Source organism: Halodesulfovibrio aestuarii DSM 17919 = ATCC 29578 (assembly GCF_000384815.1).
In the GTDB taxonomy this organism is placed as follows: domain Bacteria; phylum Desulfobacterota; class Desulfovibrionia; order Desulfovibrionales; family Desulfovibrionaceae; genus Halodesulfovibrio; species Halodesulfovibrio aestuarii.
In genome coordinates this window covers 90,594-113,695 of record NZ_ARQF01000018.1, presented here as the reverse complement: position 1 = coordinate 113,695, position 23,102 = coordinate 90,594, and the positions used below count along the sequence as shown (strand labels likewise).

The 23,102-nt window shown below is 44.6% G+C and carries 21 protein-coding genes; 13 read left to right on the top strand and 8 right to left on the bottom strand.

Features of this window, described 5'->3' with window-relative positions; translation table 11 throughout:
- Positions 1-28: 28 nt before the first annotated feature.
- The 5 genes from rplM to F461_RS0103480 all read left to right on the top strand — a co-directional run bounded on the left by rplM (position 29) and on the right by F461_RS0103480 (position 3,784).
- Positions 29-463: a 50S ribosomal protein L13 gene (gene rplM, locus F461_RS0103500; protein ID WP_019999771.1), complete on the top strand. Its 435-nt coding sequence runs from the start codon at positions 29-31 to the stop codon at positions 461-463.
- 20 nt (positions 464-483) lie between these two features.
- Positions 484-876, top strand: a complete 393-nt coding sequence (gene rpsI, locus F461_RS0103495; protein WP_019999770.1) for a 30S ribosomal protein S9 — start codon at positions 484-486, stop codon at positions 874-876.
- Positions 877-1,363: 487 nt separating this feature from the next.
- Positions 1,364-2,323, top strand: a complete 960-nt coding sequence (nadE, locus tag F461_RS0103490) for an NAD(+) synthase (RefSeq protein ID WP_019999769.1) — start codon at positions 1,364-1,366, stop codon at positions 2,321-2,323.
- A 329-nt stretch (positions 2,324-2,652) separates the two neighbouring features.
- Positions 2,653-3,189: a homoserine kinase gene (thrB, locus tag F461_RS0103485; protein WP_019999768.1), complete on the top strand. Its 537-nt coding sequence runs from the start codon at positions 2,653-2,655 to the stop codon at positions 3,187-3,189.
- Positions 3,173-3,784 (top strand): hypothetical protein, encoded by a 612-nt coding sequence (locus F461_RS0103480; RefSeq protein ID WP_019999767.1) that lies wholly within the window; start codon positions 3,173-3,175, stop codon positions 3,782-3,784. Before thrB ends, F461_RS0103480 begins: the two co-directional genes overlap by 17 nt.
- Positions 3,785-3,963: 179 nt before the next feature.
- On the opposite strand, the gene F461_RS0103475 is transcribed toward F461_RS0103480, so the two are convergent.
- The 4 genes from F461_RS0103475 to F461_RS0103460 form a co-directional block, all read right to left on the bottom strand.
- Entirely contained in the window at positions 3,964-4,362 is a 399-nt protein-coding gene (locus tag F461_RS0103475; protein WP_019999766.1) for a Ros/MucR family transcriptional regulator, read from the bottom strand.
- A 405-nt stretch (positions 4,363-4,767) separates the two neighbouring features.
- Positions 4,768-6,195, bottom strand: coding sequence for an Asp-tRNA(Asn)/Glu-tRNA(Gln) amidotransferase subunit GatB (gatB, locus tag F461_RS0103470; protein ID WP_019999765.1), 1,428 nt, complete (start codon positions 6,193-6,195; stop codon positions 4,768-4,770).
- Positions 6,196-6,290: 95 nt separating this feature from the next.
- Positions 6,291-8,039, bottom strand: a complete 1,749-nt coding sequence (locus tag F461_RS0103465; RefSeq protein ID WP_019999764.1) for an ARMT1-like domain-containing protein — start codon at positions 8,037-8,039, stop codon at positions 6,291-6,293.
- A gap of 35 nt (positions 8,040-8,074) precedes the next feature.
- Entirely contained in the window at positions 8,075-8,926 is an 852-nt protein-coding gene (locus tag F461_RS0103460) for an NAD(+)/NADH kinase (RefSeq protein WP_019999763.1), read from the bottom strand.
- Positions 8,927-9,226: 300 nt separating this feature from the next.
- Here F461_RS0103460 and F461_RS0103455 point away from each other — a divergent pair, with 300 nt between their 5' ends.
- From F461_RS0103455 to F461_RS0103430, 6 genes are all read left to right on the top strand, one after another.
- Positions 9,227-9,847 carry a D-sedoheptulose 7-phosphate isomerase gene (locus F461_RS0103455; protein ID WP_019999762.1) on the top strand — a complete coding sequence of 207 codons (621 nt, stop codon included), beginning with the start codon at positions 9,227-9,229 and terminating at the stop codon, positions 9,845-9,847.
- A gap of 80 nt (positions 9,848-9,927) precedes the next feature.
- Positions 9,928-10,155 carry an FmdB family zinc ribbon protein gene (locus tag F461_RS0103450; RefSeq protein ID WP_019999761.1) on the top strand — a complete coding sequence of 76 codons (228 nt, stop codon included), beginning with the start codon at positions 9,928-9,930 and terminating at the stop codon, positions 10,153-10,155.
- Positions 10,156-10,199: 44 nt separating this feature from the next.
- On the top strand, positions 10,200-11,144 hold the full coding sequence (gene hemC / locus F461_RS0103445; protein ID WP_019999760.1) for a hydroxymethylbilane synthase: 945 nt from the start codon (positions 10,200-10,202) through the stop codon (positions 11,142-11,144).
- Positions 11,145-11,332: 188 nt separating this feature from the next.
- Positions 11,333-12,436, top strand: coding sequence for a ribosome small subunit-dependent GTPase A (gene rsgA, locus F461_RS16975; RefSeq protein ID WP_019999759.1), 1,104 nt, complete (start codon positions 11,333-11,335; stop codon positions 12,434-12,436).
- 196 nt (positions 12,437-12,632) lie between these two features.
- The gene (locus F461_RS0103435; protein ID WP_019999758.1) at positions 12,633-13,259 is read left to right on the top strand and encodes a LysE family translocator; all 627 of its coding nucleotides are present in this window, start codon (positions 12,633-12,635) and stop codon (positions 13,257-13,259) included.
- A gap of 63 nt (positions 13,260-13,322) precedes the next feature.
- Positions 13,323-13,961 (top strand): LysE family translocator, encoded by a 639-nt coding sequence (locus F461_RS0103430; RefSeq protein WP_019999757.1) that lies wholly within the window; start codon positions 13,323-13,325, stop codon positions 13,959-13,961.
- 43 nt (positions 13,962-14,004) lie between these two features.
- Here F461_RS0103430 and F461_RS0103425 read toward each other — a convergent pair whose 3' ends face one another.
- Complete coding sequence (locus F461_RS0103425) at positions 14,005-15,525, bottom strand: YifB family Mg chelatase-like AAA ATPase (RefSeq protein ID WP_019999756.1); 1,521 nt, start codon at positions 15,523-15,525, stop codon at positions 14,005-14,007.
- A 284-nt stretch (positions 15,526-15,809) separates the two neighbouring features.
- Between F461_RS0103425 and F461_RS0103420 the strand changes: the two genes are divergently transcribed.
- Positions 15,810-17,543 (top strand): bacteriohemerythrin, encoded by a 1,734-nt coding sequence (locus tag F461_RS0103420; protein ID WP_019999755.1) that lies wholly within the window; start codon positions 15,810-15,812, stop codon positions 17,541-17,543.
- 80 nt (positions 17,544-17,623) lie between these two features.
- Here the strand turns inward: F461_RS0103420 and lepB are convergent, their stop codons facing one another.
- Together lepB and lepA are read right to left on the bottom strand one after the other, a co-directional pair.
- Positions 17,624-18,283 carry a signal peptidase I gene (gene lepB / locus F461_RS0103415; RefSeq protein ID WP_019999754.1) on the bottom strand — a complete coding sequence of 220 codons (660 nt, stop codon included), beginning with the start codon at positions 18,281-18,283 and terminating at the stop codon, positions 17,624-17,626.
- Between the two features lie 44 nt (positions 18,284-18,327).
- Positions 18,328-20,133, bottom strand: coding sequence for a translation elongation factor 4 (gene lepA / locus F461_RS0103410; protein WP_019999753.1), 1,806 nt, complete (start codon positions 20,131-20,133; stop codon positions 18,328-18,330).
- Positions 20,134-20,457: 324 nt separating this feature from the next.
- Here lepA and F461_RS0103405 point away from each other — a divergent pair, with 324 nt between their 5' ends.
- Entirely contained in the window at positions 20,458-21,204 is a 747-nt protein-coding gene (locus tag F461_RS0103405) for a hypothetical protein (protein ID WP_019999752.1), read from the top strand.
- Between the two features lie 80 nt (positions 21,205-21,284).
- On the opposite strand, the gene F461_RS18475 is transcribed toward F461_RS0103405, so the two are convergent.
- Complete coding sequence (locus F461_RS18475) at positions 21,285-22,835, bottom strand: PP2C family protein-serine/threonine phosphatase (RefSeq protein ID WP_019999751.1); 1,551 nt, start codon at positions 22,833-22,835, stop codon at positions 21,285-21,287.
- Between the last annotated feature and the right edge of the window lie 267 nt (positions 22,836-23,102).

The window sequence follows — 23,102 nt, the reverse complement described above, 5'->3', positions numbered from 1 at the left end:
ACGTGTTTCGACACTAGGAGTAATATAGATGAAAACTTTCAGCCCTAAGCCTGAAGATATCACCCGCGAGTGGTTTGTAGTTGACGCTGAGGACCAGATCCTCGGTCGCCTCGCAACCCAGATCGCACACCGCCTTCGTGGCAAACATAAGCCAGAATTCGCACCTCACGTTGACAACGGTGACTTCATCGTAGTCGTGAATTGTGAAAAAATCAAAGTTACCGGTAACAAGATGGCAGACAAAATGTACTACCGTCACACCGGTTTCCCAGGTGGCCTCAAAGAAGCTAACCTTGAGACCATGCTTGAGAAGAAACCTGAAGATGTTATCCGTAAAGCTGTTCAGGGCATGCTTCCAAAGAACCGTCTTGGTCGCGCTATCATGAAGAAGCTCAAAATCTACGTTGGTACCGAGCACCCACACGCTGCTCAGAACCCTCAGACTCTTGAGCTTAAGTACTAGATTAGAGGTAGGAGATTACTATGTCCAACGAATTCGATTACGGCACAGGCAGAAGAAAGAACGCTACTGCTCGTACCCGCCTCTACGCTGGTAGCGGTCAGATCACTGTTAACGGTCGTCCTTACGATGAGTACTTCCCACGCAAGACTCTTCAGATGATCATTCGTCAGCCTCTCGAGCTTGTTAAAATGCTCGAGAAATTTGACATCAAAGTAAACGTAGCTGGCGGCGGTATGTCCGGTCAGGCTCTTGCAGTTCGTCATGGTATTTCCCGTGCGCTGCTCGAAATTGATGCAGACATGCGTCCAGCACTCAAAAAAGCAGGCTTCCTGACCCGTGACGCTCGTAAGAAAGAGCGTAAAAAATACGGTCAGCGTGGAGCTCGTGCTCGCTTCCAGTACTCCAAGCGTTAATCCGCTTCGAGTTTACTGCTCGACAAAACAAAGAAAAACCCCTTGTTACCACAAGGGGTTTTTTTTGTTCTCAATCTTCTTTGGACGCTTGAACACATCATGATTGTAATTCTCTTATAATATTCAGCCCCATTCATACCACAAAAAGATGATACAACTATTTATCATTAATATTTTTTAACTGGATAATGAGCTGAATAGCGTCGTTATGACAAACATCTTTCCAGATTCCTACGTGCATCCCTTAGTATTATCCTGCCCCTATATTGCACCAAGATGATAAGATCGTAACGTACTTCAAAACAAATTATTTCTTAATCTTAGAATGCTAACCTATCCATTGATAAAAAAAGCCCCATTAAGCCACTTCCACCAACTTAAATGGAGCAGCCCGAGAGCCATGCTGTAGGCGCAATAACGAATACAGGAAAAGGCGGGACGCTCAGCTTGGGAAATGACGGATAAACGAATTGGAGATAATCCCGTTATGCTTGATCTACATGTAGATGGAACTAAGGTTGTCGGCGAAATTCTGAAATATCTAAAACAAATCGTAGAACGTGAAAATTCACGCGGGGTTGCTCTCGGCCTGAGCGGCGGGATGGATTCTTGTATTCTGGCAACACTGGCCGTGCGCGCTCTGGGGCCTCAGTCGGTGACCGTTGTCTACATTTTTGATCAAGACAGTGATCCCAATATCGCGCGAAACGCACGACATATTGCGGATAACCTAGGCTTAAATCTTGAAGAATTAGATATCTCAGAAGATATGTCGAAGCGTGGCGTGTACGCATCAGCCTTCACGAAACTATTGCGGCTTTCCGGTCTCGTGGCAAAGATCACTACGGCATGCTACAGAATTATCTGCGGTGAAACACCGTTTAAATCCACACTGCGAGTCGGTGGCGGTGAAACCTTGCGACCTTGGTACAAGCGTTTACTATTTAACATGACCATGCGTCATGTTGAAGCCGGCTTCATCCAGCGTCATATTTTTCGACGCAACATTCTTGAACGCATTGCAGAAGAACGAAACTTATCTCTTATCGGAGCTGCTAATCGATCCGAGTGCGAAGTCGGCTGGTTTGTTAAAGATGGAATTGACGATATACCGGTACAGCCTCTGACAGGACTTTTTAAAACACAGATACGCCAACTGGCCGAAGAGCTAGAGTTACCCGAAAAAATCCGCAAGCAGATCCCCTCACCGGATATGGCAAAAGGGGTAACTGACGAGTTCGGCATAGGCCATGAATACTGTATTGTCGATACCGTCATCGACGGGCTGGATCGTGGTCTTACGTTAGAAGAAATTTCGGCTCTTGGCATTCCCCAAAAGGACGTAGTCGATATTATCGACCTGATGCGCCTGTCAAAATGGAAGCGTATGTCACCGCACGAAATCTCTCCGGTTAACGGCAGCTACGGATCAGCCATTCGATGCTAGTTGCTCTGTATATCCATATGTTGTCTTCGAGCTTCTTTAATTATTTTACACAATGTCTCCTATTCCCCAGTGAACATGTGGTTAAATTGAAGCAGTTGCCTATAAAATTTTTAAACGTCTCAGTCATATTTTTCTAACTATGACATAACATAAGACAACTTGGCTGAATCCACATCGACGATATTAACTGCTCGATCTTCAAGGCAGGTTCATACGAACCTGCCTTTTTTTATTATCCGCGCTCCTGACCACCGCCCCGCATTATTGACAGAGCCTGTCTCTACAGGCAGAACAAGAGGTGATAACCAGATTAGCAAGGAAACTTATTCATGGCAGATTACCCGAACGAAACTGATTGCATAACCCTTATCGGCATGGCAAGCGCAGGCAAATCAACCTTAGGAAAAATTCTCGCACACCAGCTTGGGTGGGTATTTATTGACACCGACCATCTTATCGAAGGCCAATACGGAACTAACTTGCAAGCTGTCACCGACTCTATGACAAAAGAAGAGTTTCTTGATGTCGAATGCGCTGTGATCTGTGCGTTGCGCGCAAAACGCTGCGTCATAGCTACAGGTGGAAGTGTTGTGTACAGAGAAAAAGCAATGGAACACCTGCGTTCTTTAGGACCGATATGCCATCTGGATGTCAGTCTGCCAAAAATTATCAAACGCATTGGTGAAAAGCCTGATCGCGGTCTTGCAATTGCACCAGGACAGACCATTGAAGATCTCTACAATGAGCGTGCTGCATTATACAAGAAATACGCTGAGATCAGCGTTCAGTGCGATAACAAAACACCCGAACAATGCGTAACGGCTCTACTGGCAGCTTTGGAGTGCAGTCATGAAAAAGAAAAATAAACGTACGGCAACTGTAGGCACCTTCGGCAAGCTTGCAAAGCTGTATAAGAATATGGCTGATGCCTATTCTAAAACAGCCGCAGAAGCAGGACTCTCCTGTGCCGGTTGTAACGACAACTGTTGCTACAGCTACTTTCAGCACCATACGTACATTGAATGGGCATACTTATGGAAAGGGCTGAATGCACTTCCAGAAGATAAACGTGAGTATTTTATCCAACGGGCAAAGGATGTTGTCACACAGTACAATGAGGCCATTGCTAAAAAAGAACGCCCTCATGTTATGTGTCCGCTGAATGAAGATGGCCTTTGCGGCTTATATGACTACCGGCTTATGATTTGCCGCATGCACGGCACAAAAAATTTAATGATACTCCCTAACGGTGAACAACGATATTTTCAGGGGTGCTACAGGTTCCGGGAACAAGTGGAAGGGATGGATGAATTTTTAATCCCAATGTTAAACCGCACCCCGTTTTATCAGGAACTGGCTCAACTGGAAATGAAATATGCAGGGGCTGCTCTCAAGACACTCCCCCGAGTCAACCTCACTCTCGCTGAGATGATCGTTCAAGGTCCTCCCGCCCTCATATAGCCAAAACGAAAAAAACGCCTCATTAGAGGCGTTTTTTCATGTGCTACACATCCCGTTCTGTACAGATACATGTGACTATCACATTTAACTGTATGTTAACAAATTGTAGTAAGAATACGGCAGATAGTAATACTGTAGAGCACTGTTCCTGCGCCTGCTACAGCATACTGAACATATTACTATGCTTCGTTTTTACGTCTTCTTTCCCACAACTTCATATTGTTCATTTTTTTACGTCGTTCACGTTGTAGTGCTTTACAAACCAACGGCGTATTCTTTTTCAGCCCCCACTTTTCACGATAAGAAATTGCATCAAGATCGTGTAACGCAAGATGCCGCTTTGTTAAGATCTTAAAAGTCTTTCCACATTCAAGACATGTGACTGTTTTTTCCTTAATAGACTTTTTCGGATCAACTGCAGCTTCCTGTGTTTCCTCAGCAAAAGCATCTGCTTCGCTAATAACTCTGATGCCAGACGCAAGTGTTTTCACCATAGAGGTAATTTCTTCCTCTGTCATGGTCCGCACACTAGCTTGCGCCTTAACAATTTCCAACGCTTCTTTTAAGTAGTCTTCCATTTAATGCACCTCATGAAATACTATTGCTCAACGACTAGGCACAACTTTTTTGCGTTATGTAAATACTAACCTTCGCTTGAATACATGTTCTTTTAACCCTCGTCAAACAAAGCACTTTTTATTTTTAATACTTTTTTCACGGCATTATTTTACTATGTCAGTGTAGGCATAAAAGAGCATTCTTGTTTAATTAATATTCACTTCATCACAAAATAAATATCATCATGTTTCTTTCATATATTTTTTTTTATTTTCTACTTAGCATGTTGTTCATTGGTACTTACAATCCTTTTGTCGTCAATATAGAATGCACTACCTCTTCTATTGCTTATCTGACCAACTGTTTTAATCAAACAAAAAAGGACGCCTGTTACGGCGTCCTTATTTATACTTTTATGTATCTTACTATAATTTCTTCTGTAGTAGTTCATTAACAAGAGCAGGGTTAGCCTTTCCTCGCGTTTTACGCATAACCTGACCAACAAAAAAGCTTTGTAACTTATGCTTACCACCTCGGTAAGCTTCTGCTTCTGATGGATTTTCCGCTATTACTTCATCCACAACTGCTTCTAATTCAGAAGAATCTGAAATCTGAACCATACCTTTGGCTTTTACAAATGCTTCTGCAGAACCACCCTGTTCCATAAGTTCAGGCAAAACATCATTCCCGATCTTAGTAGAAATCATACCCTCTTCAACAATTCTAACCAATTCTGCAAAGTTTTCCGGCTCAAGTGCAACGTCAGTAACTGTTATATTACGCTCATTCAATTCGCGCATGAACTGACCCATCATAAAGTTACTTAACTTTTTAGGATTATTAAAAGCTTTTACAGCTGATTCAAAGTATTCAGCAATGGCTCTATCTTGCGTAAGCAAGTTTGCATCGTATTCCGGCAAACCAAATTCAGCTTCAAAGCGAGCACGTTTTTCAAGCGGAAGTTCCGGAAGTTCGCTTCTCCACGTTGCAACCTGTTCTTCAGTCAACTTGATAGGGATCAGATCAGGATCCGGGAAGTAACGGTAGTCATGTGCTTCTTCCTTGCCGCGCATAGAAGCCGTAATATTCTTTTCTGCGTTGTACAGTCGGGTTTCCTGAATCACGTCTTCACCATCCAGAATAAGATCTTCCTGACGGGCAATTTCGTATTCAATACCACGCTGTACGTTACGGAAGGAGTTCATGTTCTTTAATTCAACACGAGTACCGAATTCTTCCTGACCGCGTGGACGCAAAGAAACGTTTGCATCACAACGGAAGCTACCCTCTTCCATGTTCCCATCACAAATATCAAGGTACAGCAAAATGGAGTGCAGTGTCTTAAGGTAAGAAACTGCCTGTTCTGCGCTTCGCATGTCAGGATCAGAAACAATCTCAATAAGCGGCACACCTGTACGGTTGAAATCGACATAAGATAGATTCTCTGCCTGAGAATGAATAGACTTACCAGCATCGTTTTCAAGCTGAATACGAGTAATTCCCACGCGCTTCAAAGAGTCACCAACTGGAATTTCAATATGACCGTTCTGGCAAATTGCATTATCGAGCTGAGAAATCTGATAGCCGTTAGGAGAATCAGGATAGAAGTAGTTTTTACGTTCAAAAATAGAATTGAGGCTTACAGTACAATTCATTGCAAGTCCCATTTTTGTTGCAAACTCCACGGCCTTAGCGTTCAGTACAGGCAACGCACCCGGCATACCGGAACATACTTCACAAACATTTTCATTCGGATCAGACCCGAAACGGGTCGAACAGGAACAGAATAATTTTGATTCCGTCTTGAGCTGAGCGTGAACCTCAAGCCCGATGACAACTTCAAAATCAGCCATAATACTCTCCTTACATCTATCTTCCGGAAAATACCGAAAAACAGCTTCCCCACGCGCAGTGCACAAGGTAGCCAGTTAATTTTATAATTGGTACGCTACATAGAGGTAATACCGGCGTCATAATATTTACCCACGCCATATTCTGCTCTACGGAAAAATTTTTCAGAACTCGGCCCGATGATCTGTAACTCCGGATTCCTCTTCTGCACATCCAATGCAATACGCATTTCTTTTGTACAACCGGTGGAAAACGTAGAGTCCTTACCGGACCAGATGGACGGTACTTTACGATCAAGCAAGGCAAAGCTTGTTTCTATATCTTCAACTGTCTGAAAACGCCAGACGTCGAGCAGGCCGCTTCGCTGAACCTGCTCCCACATAAACATCAAGTCATCCCCGTCCATACCTTCTTCAAAGTGTTCTGCGGGATTTATGATAAATGTACTATCCAGACGTGTTCGCAAATGGGCAACGAAAGTATTCACAACCTTAATTGCGGTATCCGTTTCGCCGGGAATAGAGCCGATGACTGCGCTATAAAACATAACGCTTCGCCCTTTTTGCTTTTCTTTGCGCATACTCTCAATGATACGATTTGCCATATCATTAATAGCTTCTTCGCTAAATTTACGAATCTTGCTTGCGCGAGGCTTTGCTTCAAGAACGAACGTACCATCAGCCTTTCTATAAAAACCTAAGACATCACGTGTAAAACTATGTCCGCAATTCAATAAGTTGTCATAGTTATCTGCACCTTTTGCAAAAACAATATCGCACTCTTTCCATGCACGGGAAAAGGTCACATTTGTTTTATACAGGTTCAACTTCTCACGCATCCCATCAGAGATAATAAGAAAACGGTGCGAACGCAAAAGTGCAAGCAGCAAGTTTTTTGAAATGGTGTCATTGGGTACCATTTTTGCGGTCTTGCACAGTTCAACCAGCACTGGATCCTGCATGGCATCCCAGTACGTAGGTGAATCAAATAAAAACCCTTCTTTCAAAGCCAGAATAACCTTATGTCCCTGACTAAGTAACGCCCGAATAAAGTAGAGATCAAATATAATCCCACCGCTGCTTTCCGGCAAAAACAAGATTGTTTTTCTGTCATCCTTTTCTGAGCCAAGAAGTACTTCAAGCGCATGCGAAGTCGGGCACGGCTTATTCATTTCCTTCTCTATATCAAGATATGAAGGCGTATTCCCGCTCCATAACTCCGGCATAGTAGACAGATACATAAGACGCACAAGTTCAATAAGATCCAACTCTGACCGCAAATTACGCAGGTCAGGGTTATACATGCATTCAGAAGGGGTGGAGTACAGCATCCTGTCAGTTGCAGGATTTGTAAAATAATCAATGGCATTCCGGTTGGCAGACAGTTTTGCCTCACTGGAAGGATCAACCAGAGAACACTGCGTAAGTACTATACTGTTCATACGCTTCAATAAGCGTGAAGGAATCATAATCCGCGAAGACAAATGCGTTTTAAAACGCAACCGGCAAAACTCCATCACTTTACGTTCATGATATTTATTGAATGAGTGCTTACGAATAAGACGGACAGTGTGCAGCCAGATACTTCCATATTCACGCATCAGATCATCCGACGGATTTTCCTCCATCAAACACATCAGCGTTTCATCAGAACATGGAATAAAAATTTGCTGCTTATCAAGGGCAACCATGAACTTCAGTTGCTCGTCAGAAGCAACGTTTTCAGGATTCATGAGGTGCTCAATGTTATTTTCTGTCTTAAAATGATGCAGCCATGCATCCATCGCTGCGTCCTGTCCCCATCGAACATCTCTGGCGGACACAACGGCAGGCAGTACTTTCCCCATCTTGATTCTCCCTCATATATTGCAGCAGTCCCAGACTAGCAGTTTTCGCGAATAAAGCCTCTTTTAAGAAGTTTGTTATAATAAGAATTGTCATCAAATTCAGCATACAACAGACCGCCCTGTGCTTTCGTGATAGAAACAACATCATCAGTCTGCAGCAAAACAGCTTCCTGTCCATCCTGCGTCAGAAAAAGCTCTGTATCGTGCGTGCATACTGCGGCAGTGAAGACGTGCTCTCCGGGTAAAACCATAGGGTAAAAACTACGTAAGAAAGCACAGATAGGTGTAACAGAGTATGCATCCATATCTGGATGCACAAGCGGGCCTCCGGCAGAAATAGCATACCCTGTTGAACCGGAAGGTGAGGCGATGATAAAACCATCTGCACGGATTTCTCCCATGGAGTTTCCATTTACAGAAAGGTCAAGGCTGACAACACGGGCAAGAGCCCCCCTGTTGATAACAAAGTCATTTGCAGCAACACCACTGAACACAATCTCATCCCCACGGGTGACAGTACAGGAAAGAGCAAGCCTTCGACGAAATTCCACTTCGCCGTCAAGAATTGCCTGTAAACGCTCTTCCCATGCATCGCTCGGTATTTCTGCAAGAAAACCGACCTTTCCCATATTGACTCCTACAAGAGGAATCTCACGTCCGATAAGATGCCGTGCCACACTGAGCAGCGTGCCATCACCACCAAGAACAAGGACAAGATCGCATTGGACAGCTTCGCGGATGTATCCCCATTCCGGTGTGCTATTTTCGCAAATAACGCCCCGTACATTACGCGCAGCAAACCACTCGAGCAATTCCTGTCCGAGTGCAGCCGCGGCTGTATGTGAGGCTTTAGTTACAATACAAATATTAGAAATTTTATGGTGCATCGCAGTTCTCTAGTAAAAACCGGCTATGACTTCAAGAAATGTATGATAAAATGAATCGCATAATTCCAATTGTACCACCAGCTTTTTTCGGACAACAGTAAATCTGATTATTCAATTGTGTTTTCTAGCAGTCAAGCCAACAGAAACACCATAACACACATATACCATACCAGTATTATTCATATTTCTTCACTCTTCTTCGCACATTGTCACTCCGGCGTATATAGTGTACTTCCTTTTCGTCAGGTGCTACTGACCTGTATACAATATCGTACGCACACCAATGCGTCTGGAGAATTAATGACTCAAAAAGCAATAGACACTATTATTGAACATGCACGCGAAGGCGCACGTCTGCGTGAAGAATATTTTTCTAAGCACTCAGAAGACATAGATATTGTTGCGCGAAAATTTGCTGTCTGTCTTGCAAAAGGCGGCAAAATTATGTTTTGCGGTAACGGCGGAAGCGCGGCAGACGCTCAACATCTTGCAGCAGAATTTGTGAATCGTTTTTTAATCGAACGCCCTCCGCTGCCGTCCATTGCCTTGACAACTGACAGTTCTATTCTCACAGCTATTGGTAACGACTACGGTTATGATTTTGTATTCTCCAAACAGGTTCAAGCTCTCGGGAATGAAAATGATATCCTTGTTGGCATTTCCACTTCAGGCAACTCCACCAATATCATCAATGCACTCAATGCAGCCCGCGAACGTCGCCTTGTTACTGTAGGTATTACAGGCAACGGCGGCGGCCAAATGACCGAACTGTGTGACTACTTACTAGATGTCCCACACTCACACACACCGCTTATTCAGGAAGTGCAGCTTACTATCGGGCACCTCCTCTGCCAGCTCACGGACTACTACCTGTTTGAAGATGCAGTGGCACTACAAGTAGAGTTAGACGCCGGTAAATAATTTTTTTCAGCTGTATATATTGACCTTTTTTAATTTCGCACTATCTATTCGCCAAAATAGATAGTTAAGGAGCAACGGCTATGCCTTTGTACGAATACGCATGCGAAGACTGTGGCAAAGAGTTTGAAGAACTTGTTTTTGGTGACGAAACTCCAGAATGCCCAGAATGCAAGTCTTCCAATACACACAAGTTACTCTCTGCAACCAAGTTTAAAATGTCCGGAGGCAGCATCTCCGCCCCAACCGGTTCTTCCGGCGGTTCCAGCTGTTCCGGTTGCTCCGGCGGCAATTGTTCTACCTGCGGCTAATTCGCAGACCCACACTCGAACTACCAAGCACTTTCGGACACGACATGAAGAAAATCGTTATTGCTACCCGAGGTTCCAAGCTTGCTCTTTGGCAGGCTAACCATATTAAAGACTGTATTGAAAAAGAACACGAAGAAACTACTGTTGAGCTTCTGATTCTCAAAACAAAAGGCGACATCATCCTTGATGTTCCACTTGCGAAAGTTGGCGGCAAAGGACTTTTTGTTAAAGAAATCGAAGAAGCACTGCTTGATGGGCGCGCAGACATTGCTGTGCATTCCATGAAAGATGTTCCTATGGAGCTTCCTGAAGGTTTGATTCTCGGTTGCATCCCTGAACGTGAAAACCCTTCAGACACATTCCTTTCCGTACAGTACGATTCTCTTGATGACCTGCCGGAAGGTGCAACAGTGGGCACAAGCTCGCTGCGCCGTCAGTCTCAGTTGCTGGCTCTCCGTCCTGACCTCAACATCGTTTCCCTGCGCGGGAACGTAGACACACGTCTACGCAAGCTCATGGATGGCGAGTTTGATGCAATCATCATGGCGACCTCCGGCCTTAAACGCCTCGGCCTTTCTGCACCAAAGAATGAAATTCTTGGTGCGCCGCGCTTCCTTCCAGCTGTAGGTCAGGGTGCGCTCGGTATTGAATTCCATCAGGATCGTAAAGACCTGCACGAAATGCTTGCTTTCCTTGAGCACCGACCGACCCGCATATGTGTTGAAGCAGAACGCGGCTTCCTCTTCGGCTTACAGGGCGGTTGTCAGGTGCCTATCGCAGGTTTTGCAACCATGAAAGACAACGACAACTTCGAAATGGTAGGCTTTGTAGCTGACCTCGAAGGAGTTCGTAAAATCCGTGAAACAGCAACCGGTAATGAAGAAAACGCACGGCAGGTAGGTCTTGACCTTGCTGAAGTAGTAAAAGGGAAAGGCGCGGACGCCATCCTTGAAGAAGTATACGCTTCTGAAAACGCAGTTAAGAACTAACGTGTTGCTTCACAAATAATTACATCAAAAATAGCGGATGAACCGATATGGTTCATCCGCTATTTTTTTGTGCAGTCAGCAGCGGGCATTTGGGACTTGACGCACGCTCTGCTATACTGCACACACAACTTCAACAATATTACGTACCGGTTTCTTTTATATGACCGGAGGAGACAACACTCTTGCAGATGGACGATACGCAAAAAAACACGATTCTCAGCACACTTGGCTGGTCTGATCATTTCAGCCAGCAACTTTCCGAAGACGAATCGACAGAACATGTAGGCCGCGTCTGTAGCATTCATGCGGTGCTCATGAATGTTTGGGGCGAATTCGGAAAAGTGCAAATGCCACTACCGGGAAACTGGCTTGGCGGTAAAGCAGAAGCTAAGCCGACTGTCGGAGACTGGCTGGTGCTTGATAAAAACAAGCAATATCCTGTGCGCATGCTGGAACGAAAAACTGTTTTTGTACGTCGTTCTCCGCAGAATGAAAAAACTGTACAGCTCGTTGCGGCAAACCTTGACACAGTTTTTATTGTTTCCTCACTAAACCATGACTTCAGCCTTTCCCGTCTTGAACGTTATCTTGCGCTCGCGATCCAGTGCGGGGCTGAGCCGGTCATAATCCTGACCAAAGCGGATGAGGCAGACCAATCATTTGTCAAAAGTTGCGTTGCAGACGCAAAGCAACTTTATAAAAATGTACCTGTTATTGCTGTCGACGGTAGAGAAGATAACACAGCAACTCTGCTCAAAAACTGGTGCAGCCATGGTCACTCTATTGCTCTTGTCGGTTCATCGGGCGTAGGTAAATCCACCCTCATCAACACAATGATGAAAGAGGAAGTTACCCTCACAGGAGCGATTAGAGACATAGACAGCAAAGGAAGACACACTACATCCAGCCGAACTCTGTATGTAATGCCATGTGGCGGCACAATCATGGACGTTCCGGGTTTTCGGGAACTCCAACTTCCAGCTTGTGAAGATGGCGTAAAAAAGGTCTTTCACGATATTCAGGAACTTATCGAGAAGTGCGCGTTCATAGATTGTCAACACGATCAGGAACCAGACTGTGCTGTACAACAGGCTATTGCAGCGGGCGTGCTGACTCAGCGTAGAGTTGATAACTACCATAAACTTATTGAGGAACAGGCACGCACTGGAACAGAACGCACCTACACCAAGCGACAGGAACGCCAGATGCCTCCACGTCCCAAAACAGGCGGCAAGCCCAAAAGACGCACTGGTGGCGGAAAGAAAAACGGAAAAAAGAAGAAAAAGAAATAAAAAATGCGGAGAATTTTCTCCGCATTTTTTATTTTAAAAAGCAAATCGTGCATCAACATTAAAAAAACTATTTTTACAAAATTGGCAAAAAATGCATTTTCCCCATTGCATACAAAAAGTGTTTCTGTCACTGTTTGCGCTCATTCATTAATCTTCTACCATGCCCGAACGGACACGCTCTTACGGAGCCTGTAAGATGCCTGAACATTTAACCGAATATCTTTTTGCGGTAACAATCTTTTGCTTAATCCCCGGTGCCAATACGATGATGACAATCAAGAACAGCGTTCGGGGAGGCTTCATCGACGGCACTGCCACCAGTGCAGGAATCGGGGCAGGATTTTTTATCCACGCTGCGGTTTCAACCTGTGGACTTGCGCTTATTCTCTATCACTCAGCCCAACTCTATCATGCAATCAAATTTTGCGGTGCCGCCTACATCATCTGGATGGGTATCCAAAGTCTACGCAACGCCATAAAAAACAACGTGTCTGGGACAGACCAGCAAATTTGTTTCGCTCAATGCTCAATCCGTAAGTCTTTTACAGAGGGCATCGTATTTAACATCCTGAACCCCAAAACATGCATCTTCTATATGGCATTTTTACCACAGTTCATGGATGCTAATGGCAACCTGCTCTTACAGGCATGTATTTTAGCGGGAGTACACTGTACTATTTTTCTCTGCTGGCAGTGCGCCATCGCAGGTTTTGTACATAAAGCAAAGGCACTCATCTCAAAGGCAAAGGTACGCTCCCGAATTGATACCGTGGCAGGAGTCGCCCTAATCGGCCTAGGCGTTGAGCTCGCTGTTTCCGATTAATCATTTTTTACAACATATTATTGCGGCCAGATACTTTTCAAATTCAGTGTGTAGGAGTTCTAAATGATACCGGATAATTTTGGTGAATTTTTAATCGCAATCACTATTCTTGCAATGATTCCCGGTGCAGACACCATGATGGTTATCCGCAACAGCATCCGAGGGGGCTTTACTGACGGCGCAATTACAAGTGTCGGAATCTGCTCAGGACTTTTTTTCCACGCTACTATTTCCGGTTGCGGACTTGCACTCATCCTCTACCAATCAGCTCAACTGTATCACTTTATTAAAATAATCGGCGCATTCTATATTGTATGGCTCGGTTTTCAAAACTTATGGGATGCTAAAAAGCGATACTCAAGCGCCAAAGGCATCGAAGAAATTTCTGCTCGTTCGGAAACACTCCGAATTTCCCGCTCACTCAGAGAAGGGGTTCTCTCTAACGTGCTGAACCCAAAAACTGCAGTATTCTACCTCACGTTCATGCCACAGTTTATGAGTTCAGGCAGCAACCCCATCACACAAATTTTCTTTCTTACCAGTATCCACTTTTGCATCTCTTTCATCTGGCAATGCCTGCTCGCCAGCATTGTAGGAAAAGCCAAAGAAGTTGTATCTGCCCCTAAGAGCCGCTCATACATCGAAGCCACAGCAGGCTCTATTCTTATTGGGCTTGGAATTAAACTGGCTGCCACTGAATAATAACATGTGCTTGCCGTCTAACGAACGGCAAGCACATGTAGTCCTACTCTCTATCCAGCGTTCTACAGTTAATTGCTTCAGCAATATGCGTAACAGCAATATCTTTTGCGCCTTCTAAATCAGCGATTGTGCGAGAAATGCGCAACACACGGGTATACGCTCTCGCTGAAAGCCCGAGCGATTCAACAGCGTTGCGCAAAAAGGCATTTTCCGTTTCAGTAATTGATGTAAACTTTTCAAGCCAACGTCCTGAAAGATCAGCATTTGTCTTCAGCGGTGTCCCTTTATAACGCTCTTCCTGAATTTTTCTTGCTGCCTCTATTCGGCTGCGCATTTCTTGTGAACTGATACCGCTATTCGTCTGCAAATCATCATACTTTACTGCAGGCACTTCCACATGCAAATCAATCCTATCCAATAACGGTCCGGAGAGTTTTGAACGATAATTCGCCACCTGTCTGCTGTTACAGGTACAGGGATGCCGGTCATCAGTAAGATACCCGCAAGGACACGGGTTCATAGCTGCTACCAGCATAAAATCTGAAGGGAATGACAACGAAATACTGGAACGGCATATAGTAACACTGCCATCTTCAAGCGGCTGGCGCATTACTTCCAATACAGATTTCTTGAACTCCGGAAGCTCATCGAGAAAAAGGACGCCCCGGTGCGCAAGGGAGACCTCTCCCGGCTTCGGATATGTTCCACCTCCAACAAGGCCAACATCTGAAATCGTGTGATGGGGGGAACGGTATGGCCGCTCTGTTATGAGTGAACGCTTCTTACTAAGCAAACCGGAAACAGAATAAATCTTTGTAACTTCCAGTGTCTCATCAAATGTCAATCGGGGCAGTACGGTGGGAATCCGTTTGGCAAGCATGGTCTTACCGCTTCCCGGAGGGCCAACAAAAAGCAGGTTATGATTGCCCGCTGCTGCAATTTCAATAGCGCGCTTAGCATGCTCCTGCCCCTTCACTTCTGCAAAATCATGCATCCACCCTGATACAGTACTTTCTTTTGCTTTTGGCGGGGTTGCAGGTTCAAAAACAGTCGTCCCCACTACATGCTCGACGACTTCTCCAAGTGTTGCCATAGAGTATACAGGCAGCCCTTCCACCACCGCGGCTTCTTCAGCATTGTCAGGTGCAACAACCAGTCCCTTCGCTCCTATTTCACGAGCATGGATTGCAATGGGAAGAACTCCCGGTACCGGCTTCAATTCTCCTGTAAGAGAAAGCTCACCCACAAAAACCCAGCCTTGCAGCGCTTCTGTAGAAATCACGCCGGAGGCACCAAGCAAACCAAGTGCCAGTGCTAAATCATATCCACTCCCGGCCTTACGTTTATCCGCCGGAGCAAGGTTTACGGTAATACGTGACGGCGGAAGCTTGTGCCCCGTATTTTTTAAAGCTGACATCACCCGCTCTTTCGCTTCGCGTACAGCACCTTCCGCAAGTCCAACCATTGTAAACGCAGGCAACCCGGAACGGGTTAAGTCTACTTCCATCTCTACTGTAAAGGCATCAATTCCAGCTAGAGCAGCACAGGAAACAACTGTAATCACATTGTCCTCGCAATTATCATAAGAAATCAATACAATCGGAACGTAATCGGACAAAATGCTATATATTTTTAAAGAATAGCGCAATCAAACCGATAAATTAGACTAGGATTACATCAGCTTTCAGGTTTCATTTTTATACTGATTTTTTTCAACTACCATTTTAGGGGGGAGAGAGTCTTTTCGTCTTCACAATGTAAAAGGCAACAAAAACGCATTGTTAACTTTTCGGAAACAAAAAACACTCTAAGTGTAAAGACAAAGCTACTCTCACAAAGGACGTCTATATGACACTACAAAACAGAATTACAGCATCTGTAACTTTTCTTTTCAGCACCGTGGTACTGATACTCGTCACTAATTCATTTATGGCCGGTGCAGATAATGAGTTTATTCGACATATAGTCCAGGGAGCTCTTGCTGTTGCCGCGTTCGTAGTAATGCTTTTAACTATTTTAAACGTACGCTCTCAGCTCATTACTCCGCTTAACAACATTCACGACTATGCAGCAAAAATCCATAAGGGTGATTTTGATGCTCGTCTTGAAGGCTCCTTCCATTTTGAATTTCAAGACCTTCAAAATTCACTGTTGGGTATTGTTTCCAACTTCAAAGAACAGATGTCACAGGCTCAAAAAAGTAACGAGCTTATCAAAATTACTGAAGAGCAGTCCCAACGAGCACTCAAGGCTGCAAAAGAGCAGGATGAGAAAGTACAGAAAATGCTTATGTCCATGCGCGATGTGGCAAGTCGTGCGCACACTCTTTCTACCAATGCATTCGGAGCAGTACATGAACTGTCTTCGCAGATAGAGCAAGTTAATGCCGGTGTTGATGTCCAGCATGAACGCATGACTGAAACTGCCACTGCAATGGAAGAAATGAACTGCACAGTTCTTGAAGTTGCTCAGAACGCTTCCAATGCGGCAAATTCAGCTTCTGAATCTAAAAACAATGCTGAAACAGGTGCGGATGGTGTACGGCGTGCTGTTGAATCCATCATGCAGATGGAACAACGCATAGTGAACCTGAAAGAAACCATGGGGCAGCTCGGCATGCAAGCCGATGCCATTAGCCAGATCATGGTAACAATTTCCGACATTGCAGATCAAACCAACCTACTGGCACTTAACGCTGCCATCGAAGCAGCACGTGCAGGAGAAGCGGGTCGTGGATTCGCAGTAGTTGCAGATGAAGTTCGCAAGCTTGCTGAAAAAACAATGCAGGCGACACAGGAAGTGGGTGATGCTGTCGGACTGATTCAAACTCATGCCCAACAAAACGTACAGGCAGTCGAACTGGCAGCACACGATATTGCCCTATCTACCCAAGCCGCTACAGAATCCGGCCGTTTTATGGAAGAGATTGTGAATATAGTGGATGAAACGGCAATTCAGGTAGCTTCCATTGCGACTGCATCCGAAGAACAATCTGCAACATCCGAAGAAATTAACAGTGCAATTTCAGATGTGACCCGTGTTGCCTCTGAAACTGCCGTAGGCATGAGTAATGCGGCTAATGCTATCGTTGAGCTTTCCGGCCTTGTCGAAGAACTGGACTCCATGATCTCAAGCCTCTCCACAGGAGATCTTGAAAACGCCGCAGCCAGCGATGGCCCTCTCTTTATCTGGAGTGACGATCTTTCTGTTGGAATTAACTCTATAGACGAGCAACACAAAGTTCTTATTTCACTGATTAACGAACTGCATGCAGCTATGAAGGCCCGTCGCAGTCAGGATGACATCCTTGTTGTTATCGACAACTTAAAGAACTACACAGTTACCCACTTCGGCTACGAAGAAGACCTGTTTGCAAAACATGGCTATCCTGACACTCCGGCACACCTAGTACAGCATCGTAAGTTTGTTTCAGACGTTGTCGACTTTGAAAAAGGCGTTCGCTCTGGAAAACTAACTGTAACCATGGATGTCATGAAATTCCTCAAAGACTGGCTCACCCACCACATCAAAGGAACTGACAAACAGTACACCGGTTTTCTTACTTCAAAGGGTGTTAACTAGCCAACAATCGTCATATAACCATAGAATAAAAAAAATCCCTGACAGTTTTCTGTCAGGGATTTTTTTATTCTTTGTCACAACTACTGCTGGACTAGCATTCCTAATCTGTTCCAGCGAATAGACCGTACGCCATCCATAGACCAGTAAATAATCAGAGCGTTACCAACAATCGCATCTCGCTCAACAAATCCCCAGAATCGGGAATCGTATGATTCATCGCGGTTATCCCCGAGCATAAGATATTTGCCCTCAGGTACAAGTACGGGGCCAAAGTTATCACCGGGGCCGGGCATTACCTTCGTATGCTGAACATACGGTTCATTAACCCTGAGGCCATTTCGGTATAATACCTTATTACGAATTTCAATCGTATCCCCTGGGATACCTATGACACGCTTGATATAATGAACGGAGGGATTTTTCGGGTATTCAAATACCACGATATCTTCGCGTTCCGGATCACCTACGGAGATCATTTCGCCACCCTGAACTACAGAGTAACGGGCCCACACAGACGGTGCGTCCGGATTTGTCTCTTTAATTGAAAACGGGAACCGAACACCATAGGCAAACTTATTAACCAGCAAATAGTCACCAATCTGCAAGGTCTGAAGCATGGAGCCTGACGGAATAGTAAATGCCTGAACAACAAAAGAGCGAATAATCAGCGCTAAAATCAGCGCTACGCCGAGTGCTTCCACATATTCTCTCAATCCACTTTTACCTGATGTATTACCCATTCTTCTATACCTGCTTAGTTAGCCCGCGGCACGGGCAGTCTCATCTAATCGTCACCAATTTTAAGAGCAGCAAGGAACGCTTCCTGTGGCAATTCAATGTTGCCCATACGTTTCATGCGTTTCTTACCAGCCTTCTGCTTTTCGAGCAGTTTTCTCTTACGGGAAATGTCACCACCGTAACATTTCGCGGTAACGTTTTTACGCAACGGCGCGTTACGCTCTCTAGCAATAATTTTCTGCCCGATAGCAGCCTGTATGACAACTTCATACAGCTGACGAGGAATGCTGCGCTTTAACTTCAAAGCAACAGCACGGCCCTGATGGTATGCATTGTCTTTATGGACGATCGTTGCAAGGGCATCTACAGGATCACCGTTAATAAGCATATCCAGTTTAACAAGATTTGCTTCACGGTAATCGATAATCTCGTAATCCATCGAAGCGTAGCCTTTAGTGTAAGACTTTAATTTGTCAAAGAAATCGTACACAATTTCAGCAAACGGCAATTCATATGTGATGATAACACGATTTGTGGTCAGATATTTCATATCCTTCTGAATACCACGTTTCTCCTCACATAATTTAAGTACGTTACCAACATATTCGTCCGGAACATGAATTTCACAGCGAATAAATGGTTCGTACAATGCTTCTGTCTTAGTAGGATCCGGCAGCTTTGCCGGGTTGTCCACTTCAATGGTAGCACCGTCGACCGTTTTAACCTTGTAGATTACTGAAGGCGCAGTTGCGATAAGATCAATATTAAACTCACGCTCAATACGTTCCTGAATAATTTCCATGTGCAACAGCCCAAGGAAGCCACAGCGGAAACCAAAACCAAGAGCCTGAGAGGTCTCTGCTTCATACTGGAACGCAGCGTCGTTTAACTGTAATTTTTCGAGTGCGTACTTAAGGTTCTCATAATCCTGAGATTCAGAAGGATACAGGCCGCAGTAAACCATTGGCTGTACTTCTTTAAATCCGGCAATTGCGCCGCTTGCCGGGTTGTTGGCAAGCGTAATGGTGTCACCAACTTTTGCATCGCCCAGCTCTTTAATGGTCGCGCAAAGGAATCCTACTTCACCGGCAGACAATTCCTTCATATCAATCATTTCAGGACTGAATACGCCAACTCGTGTGACTTCGTAGTCCTTTTTAGTCGCCATGAGACGAATTTTATCGCCTTTTTTCACGGAACCATCAATTATACGAAACATAACAATAACGCCCTGATATGAATCATACCAGGAGTCAAAGATGAGGGCTTTAAGAGGTGCGTCCCTATCCCCTTTAGGAGCAGGGAGACGATTTACGATAGCTTCAAGCACCTGATCCACGTTCAGGCCTGTTTTAGCGCTTACGCCAACGGCCTCGGTCGAATCAAGACCGATACTTTCTTCAATTTCAGAAGAAACCCGATCAACATCAGCACTTGGAAGATCAATCTTGTTCAGCACAGGAATGATTTCGTGATCATGATCCAGTGCCAGATAAACGTTAGCAAGTGTCTGCGCTTCTACCCCCTGAGTTGAGTCCACAACAAGCAAAGAGCCTTCACAAGCTGCAAGAGAGCGAGATACTTCGTAGCCAAAGTCAACGTGACCCGGAGTATCAATAAGGTTCAAAACGTATTCTTCGCCGTTCTTTGCCTTGTACGGAATACGTACCGCCTGTGCCTTGATGGTAATGCCGCGCTCACGCTCGAGATCCATGCGGTCAAGATATTGCTCACGTTGGTCTCTCTCGCTTACCAGACCGGTAATTTCAAGAATACGGTCCGCAAGAGTAGATTTACCATGATCAATGTGTGCAATAATGCTGAAATTTCGAATGTTATCCAGTTTCGCCATATAGTATCGGACGGCCGTTTCCGGCACTCCTCCTGTAAAAGTCTAGTACATGTAAGAAGCCGCACTCATAAGTATGATTACAGCCCCATTATTTTCGTAACTTGTTGAACGTGCTTACATACGCCATTCTGTCTGTAAAGTCTAACTCTGACAAGTGTGAAATACCGACGGGCCGCCTACCTTTTGTTACTTCGTTGAGCCTTGGTATTTAATAGCTAAACGGTAGTGGAATGAGCCGATAATACTTTTAATACAAACCGAAAATGCGCTTTACTCTCTTTAGGGTCTTAGATTCGAAACACACAACTTTGAGGAGTTTCTACCATGAGAGTGGTAAAGATTAGTATTCTTATATTTTGCGCAGTGGTTTTTTTTGCACCACAGGCCGTTCTGGCTGAGGAAACATCAACACAAGATTATAGCGTGATGCAGCAAGGAACAACTCCGCAAATACAACCAATATCTTCTGCTGTTGCCAGCAACCAGACTAACGCAACCCCTAGGTATTATACTTCCCCAAACGGCATCACCAAACATTACACACCAGAAATGCAGATGCAGCAGCAGGGTGTTCCTTATACTCAAATGAACTTTTTGCATAAAGCATCCCGTTGCCCTATGTGTGCAAAAATTCGAGCAGCGCAGTTGACACAGGAACAGCGCATGCAGCTTATGATGACACTTTATGAGTTCTCAATTCAGAACCAACCCATGTTTGATGAACTCACAAGGCTCAAACAAAAGCATGCCGAATTAAAACGTATTTCAACTACCCCTCCAGAAGTCCTCGCTACCATTGAAATAAAAAGAGAAAATGTACGCTGCGCACTCATGAAAAACCTTAAAAAACAGCGAGCTATTCTCAAAAGACGTTTCTGTCTGGATATTACTGAACGCGAAATGCTTCTGCACAAACTTCAAGAAATGAAAAGTGGCCAACCTATGCAGAAAAGCACAAAACGAATGCCAAAAGGTTACCGCTCACCGCAACAATCAAATTCTAACTACAATCAAAACTACCTACTTAACGCTCCAATGCGCGAAGGAACCTCTCCAGTGCAAACCTATTAACAGCCTACAACTTACAAAAAACGCCCCATGCTGATTGTGTACCACAATCCATCATGGGGCGTTTATTCTCCTAATATCAATCACTCAGCTTTCAGTATTACAATCGTAATGTCATCCAACTGTGGCTCACCATCCTGAAACACCTTCACCGCATCTACTACTGCATGCAAAATTTCTGTCGCAGGCTTATCATGATTCATACGAACAACTTCCTTTAAACGCTCCTTGCCAAACATCTCACCGTCAGGAGCCAGCGCTTCCCAAATGCCATCTGTTCCAATAACCAGCACATTACCGGAACGAAGTGTATCGCAGCAAACTTCTTCATACTCTGAATCAGGCAATACTCCGAGAGGCAGACCGTGCGCCTTCAGTTCCCGAAACTCTGATTTTTCTGGATCATAAATAATTGCCGGGTCATGTCCTGCACTTGCCCATTTCATAGCACAGTTTTCTCCAGCAATATGCAGACAAAACAGCGTTACGAAACGCCCAGTACCATAACTGTCATACGCGAGCAGCCTGTTAGCATTAGCAAGGAGATCCGACGGAGAATATTCATACTCTGCCTGCATCCGAAGATATGCCCGTGTGGATGCCATAAGAAGGGCAGCACCAATACCATGGCCTGTCACATCACCAAGCACAACCACCATTTCATTCTTTTCGGGCCCGAGTTTTTCCAAAAAATCAAAAAAATCTCCCCCGGTTTCGTCACTAAAAACAGATGAAGCTGCGATATCAACCCCAGTGAATTTGACCTGCTTTTTAGGAAAGAGCGCCTGTTGCATTTCTGCTGCAACCTTAAGCCCTTCCATCATCCGGATACGATCACGCAAACCGGTAATCATCGTATTGGTGTGTCCGGCTATTATTCCAAATTCATCAGAAGTCATTACGGGCACAAAATCATCCATATCTCCCCGGCTCACCCGCTCCAGCACCCCGGTCTGACTTTTAAACAACATACGTAAATTGAGAGAGTACGAGTATAGGAGATTGACAATAAAACCGAGGAGCACAACCATAATAAAAACGACGTCTACAATAATAGATTTTCGGGTAAGCAGAATGTGTACTTTACTAACCTGAACCGACATGGAACCAAGCAAATATAGATCGCGTGCGATAACAGCAACAACCAACGAGGCAAACAAGAGTACAGTTATTGTTCCAAATAGAAAAAATTTTGTTGTGATGGGATAATAAACCTGCGGCAGCGCATACGTCCATTCCATATTGCCCGCCACCCGCATAACCTTGCGATTATGTTCCAGAGCAAGATCCACAGATACAAAAAAGCCTATGGTTAACGCACCCAAGAAGATTTTAAGCCCACTCTCAAAAAACGGAAAGCCATACACAATTCGGTTAAACAAAACTATGCTAAGCCCAGACGCAACAAACAGTAAAAAATCTCCCCACCCTATTGCGACTGCCTGCACATCAAGCTTCTGCTTTTTAATAAACTTTGCATACAAAACTGTCCGAAAAAAATAGGAAATAGCAAGCGGGACAAAGACAACAAAACCTATCTCCTGCGCAGACAATGTGGACACAAAAGGACAGATTCTACCGTTATAGACATAGATAAGAATGAAAGCGATAAAATAAAGCAAAAATGCACGCATAACTTCTCCTGTGCGGTATCATAATCTGCTATTCCGTAATGCATTGTAACCTGAATATTCTACGGTAAAAAAGTTACGACAACTGGTACATTACAAAGCAACATTACTAACCACACTACAAACAAGCACTCCATCGCTGCACCACAACAGCCTCCGTAACCATCAGATATTACACAAAGAATTTGAGAATGCTGTTGATACAACACACAATAGCACACAACTCGATAAATATGCTTGACCACGATTCAGAAGTAGTTCAAATATGTA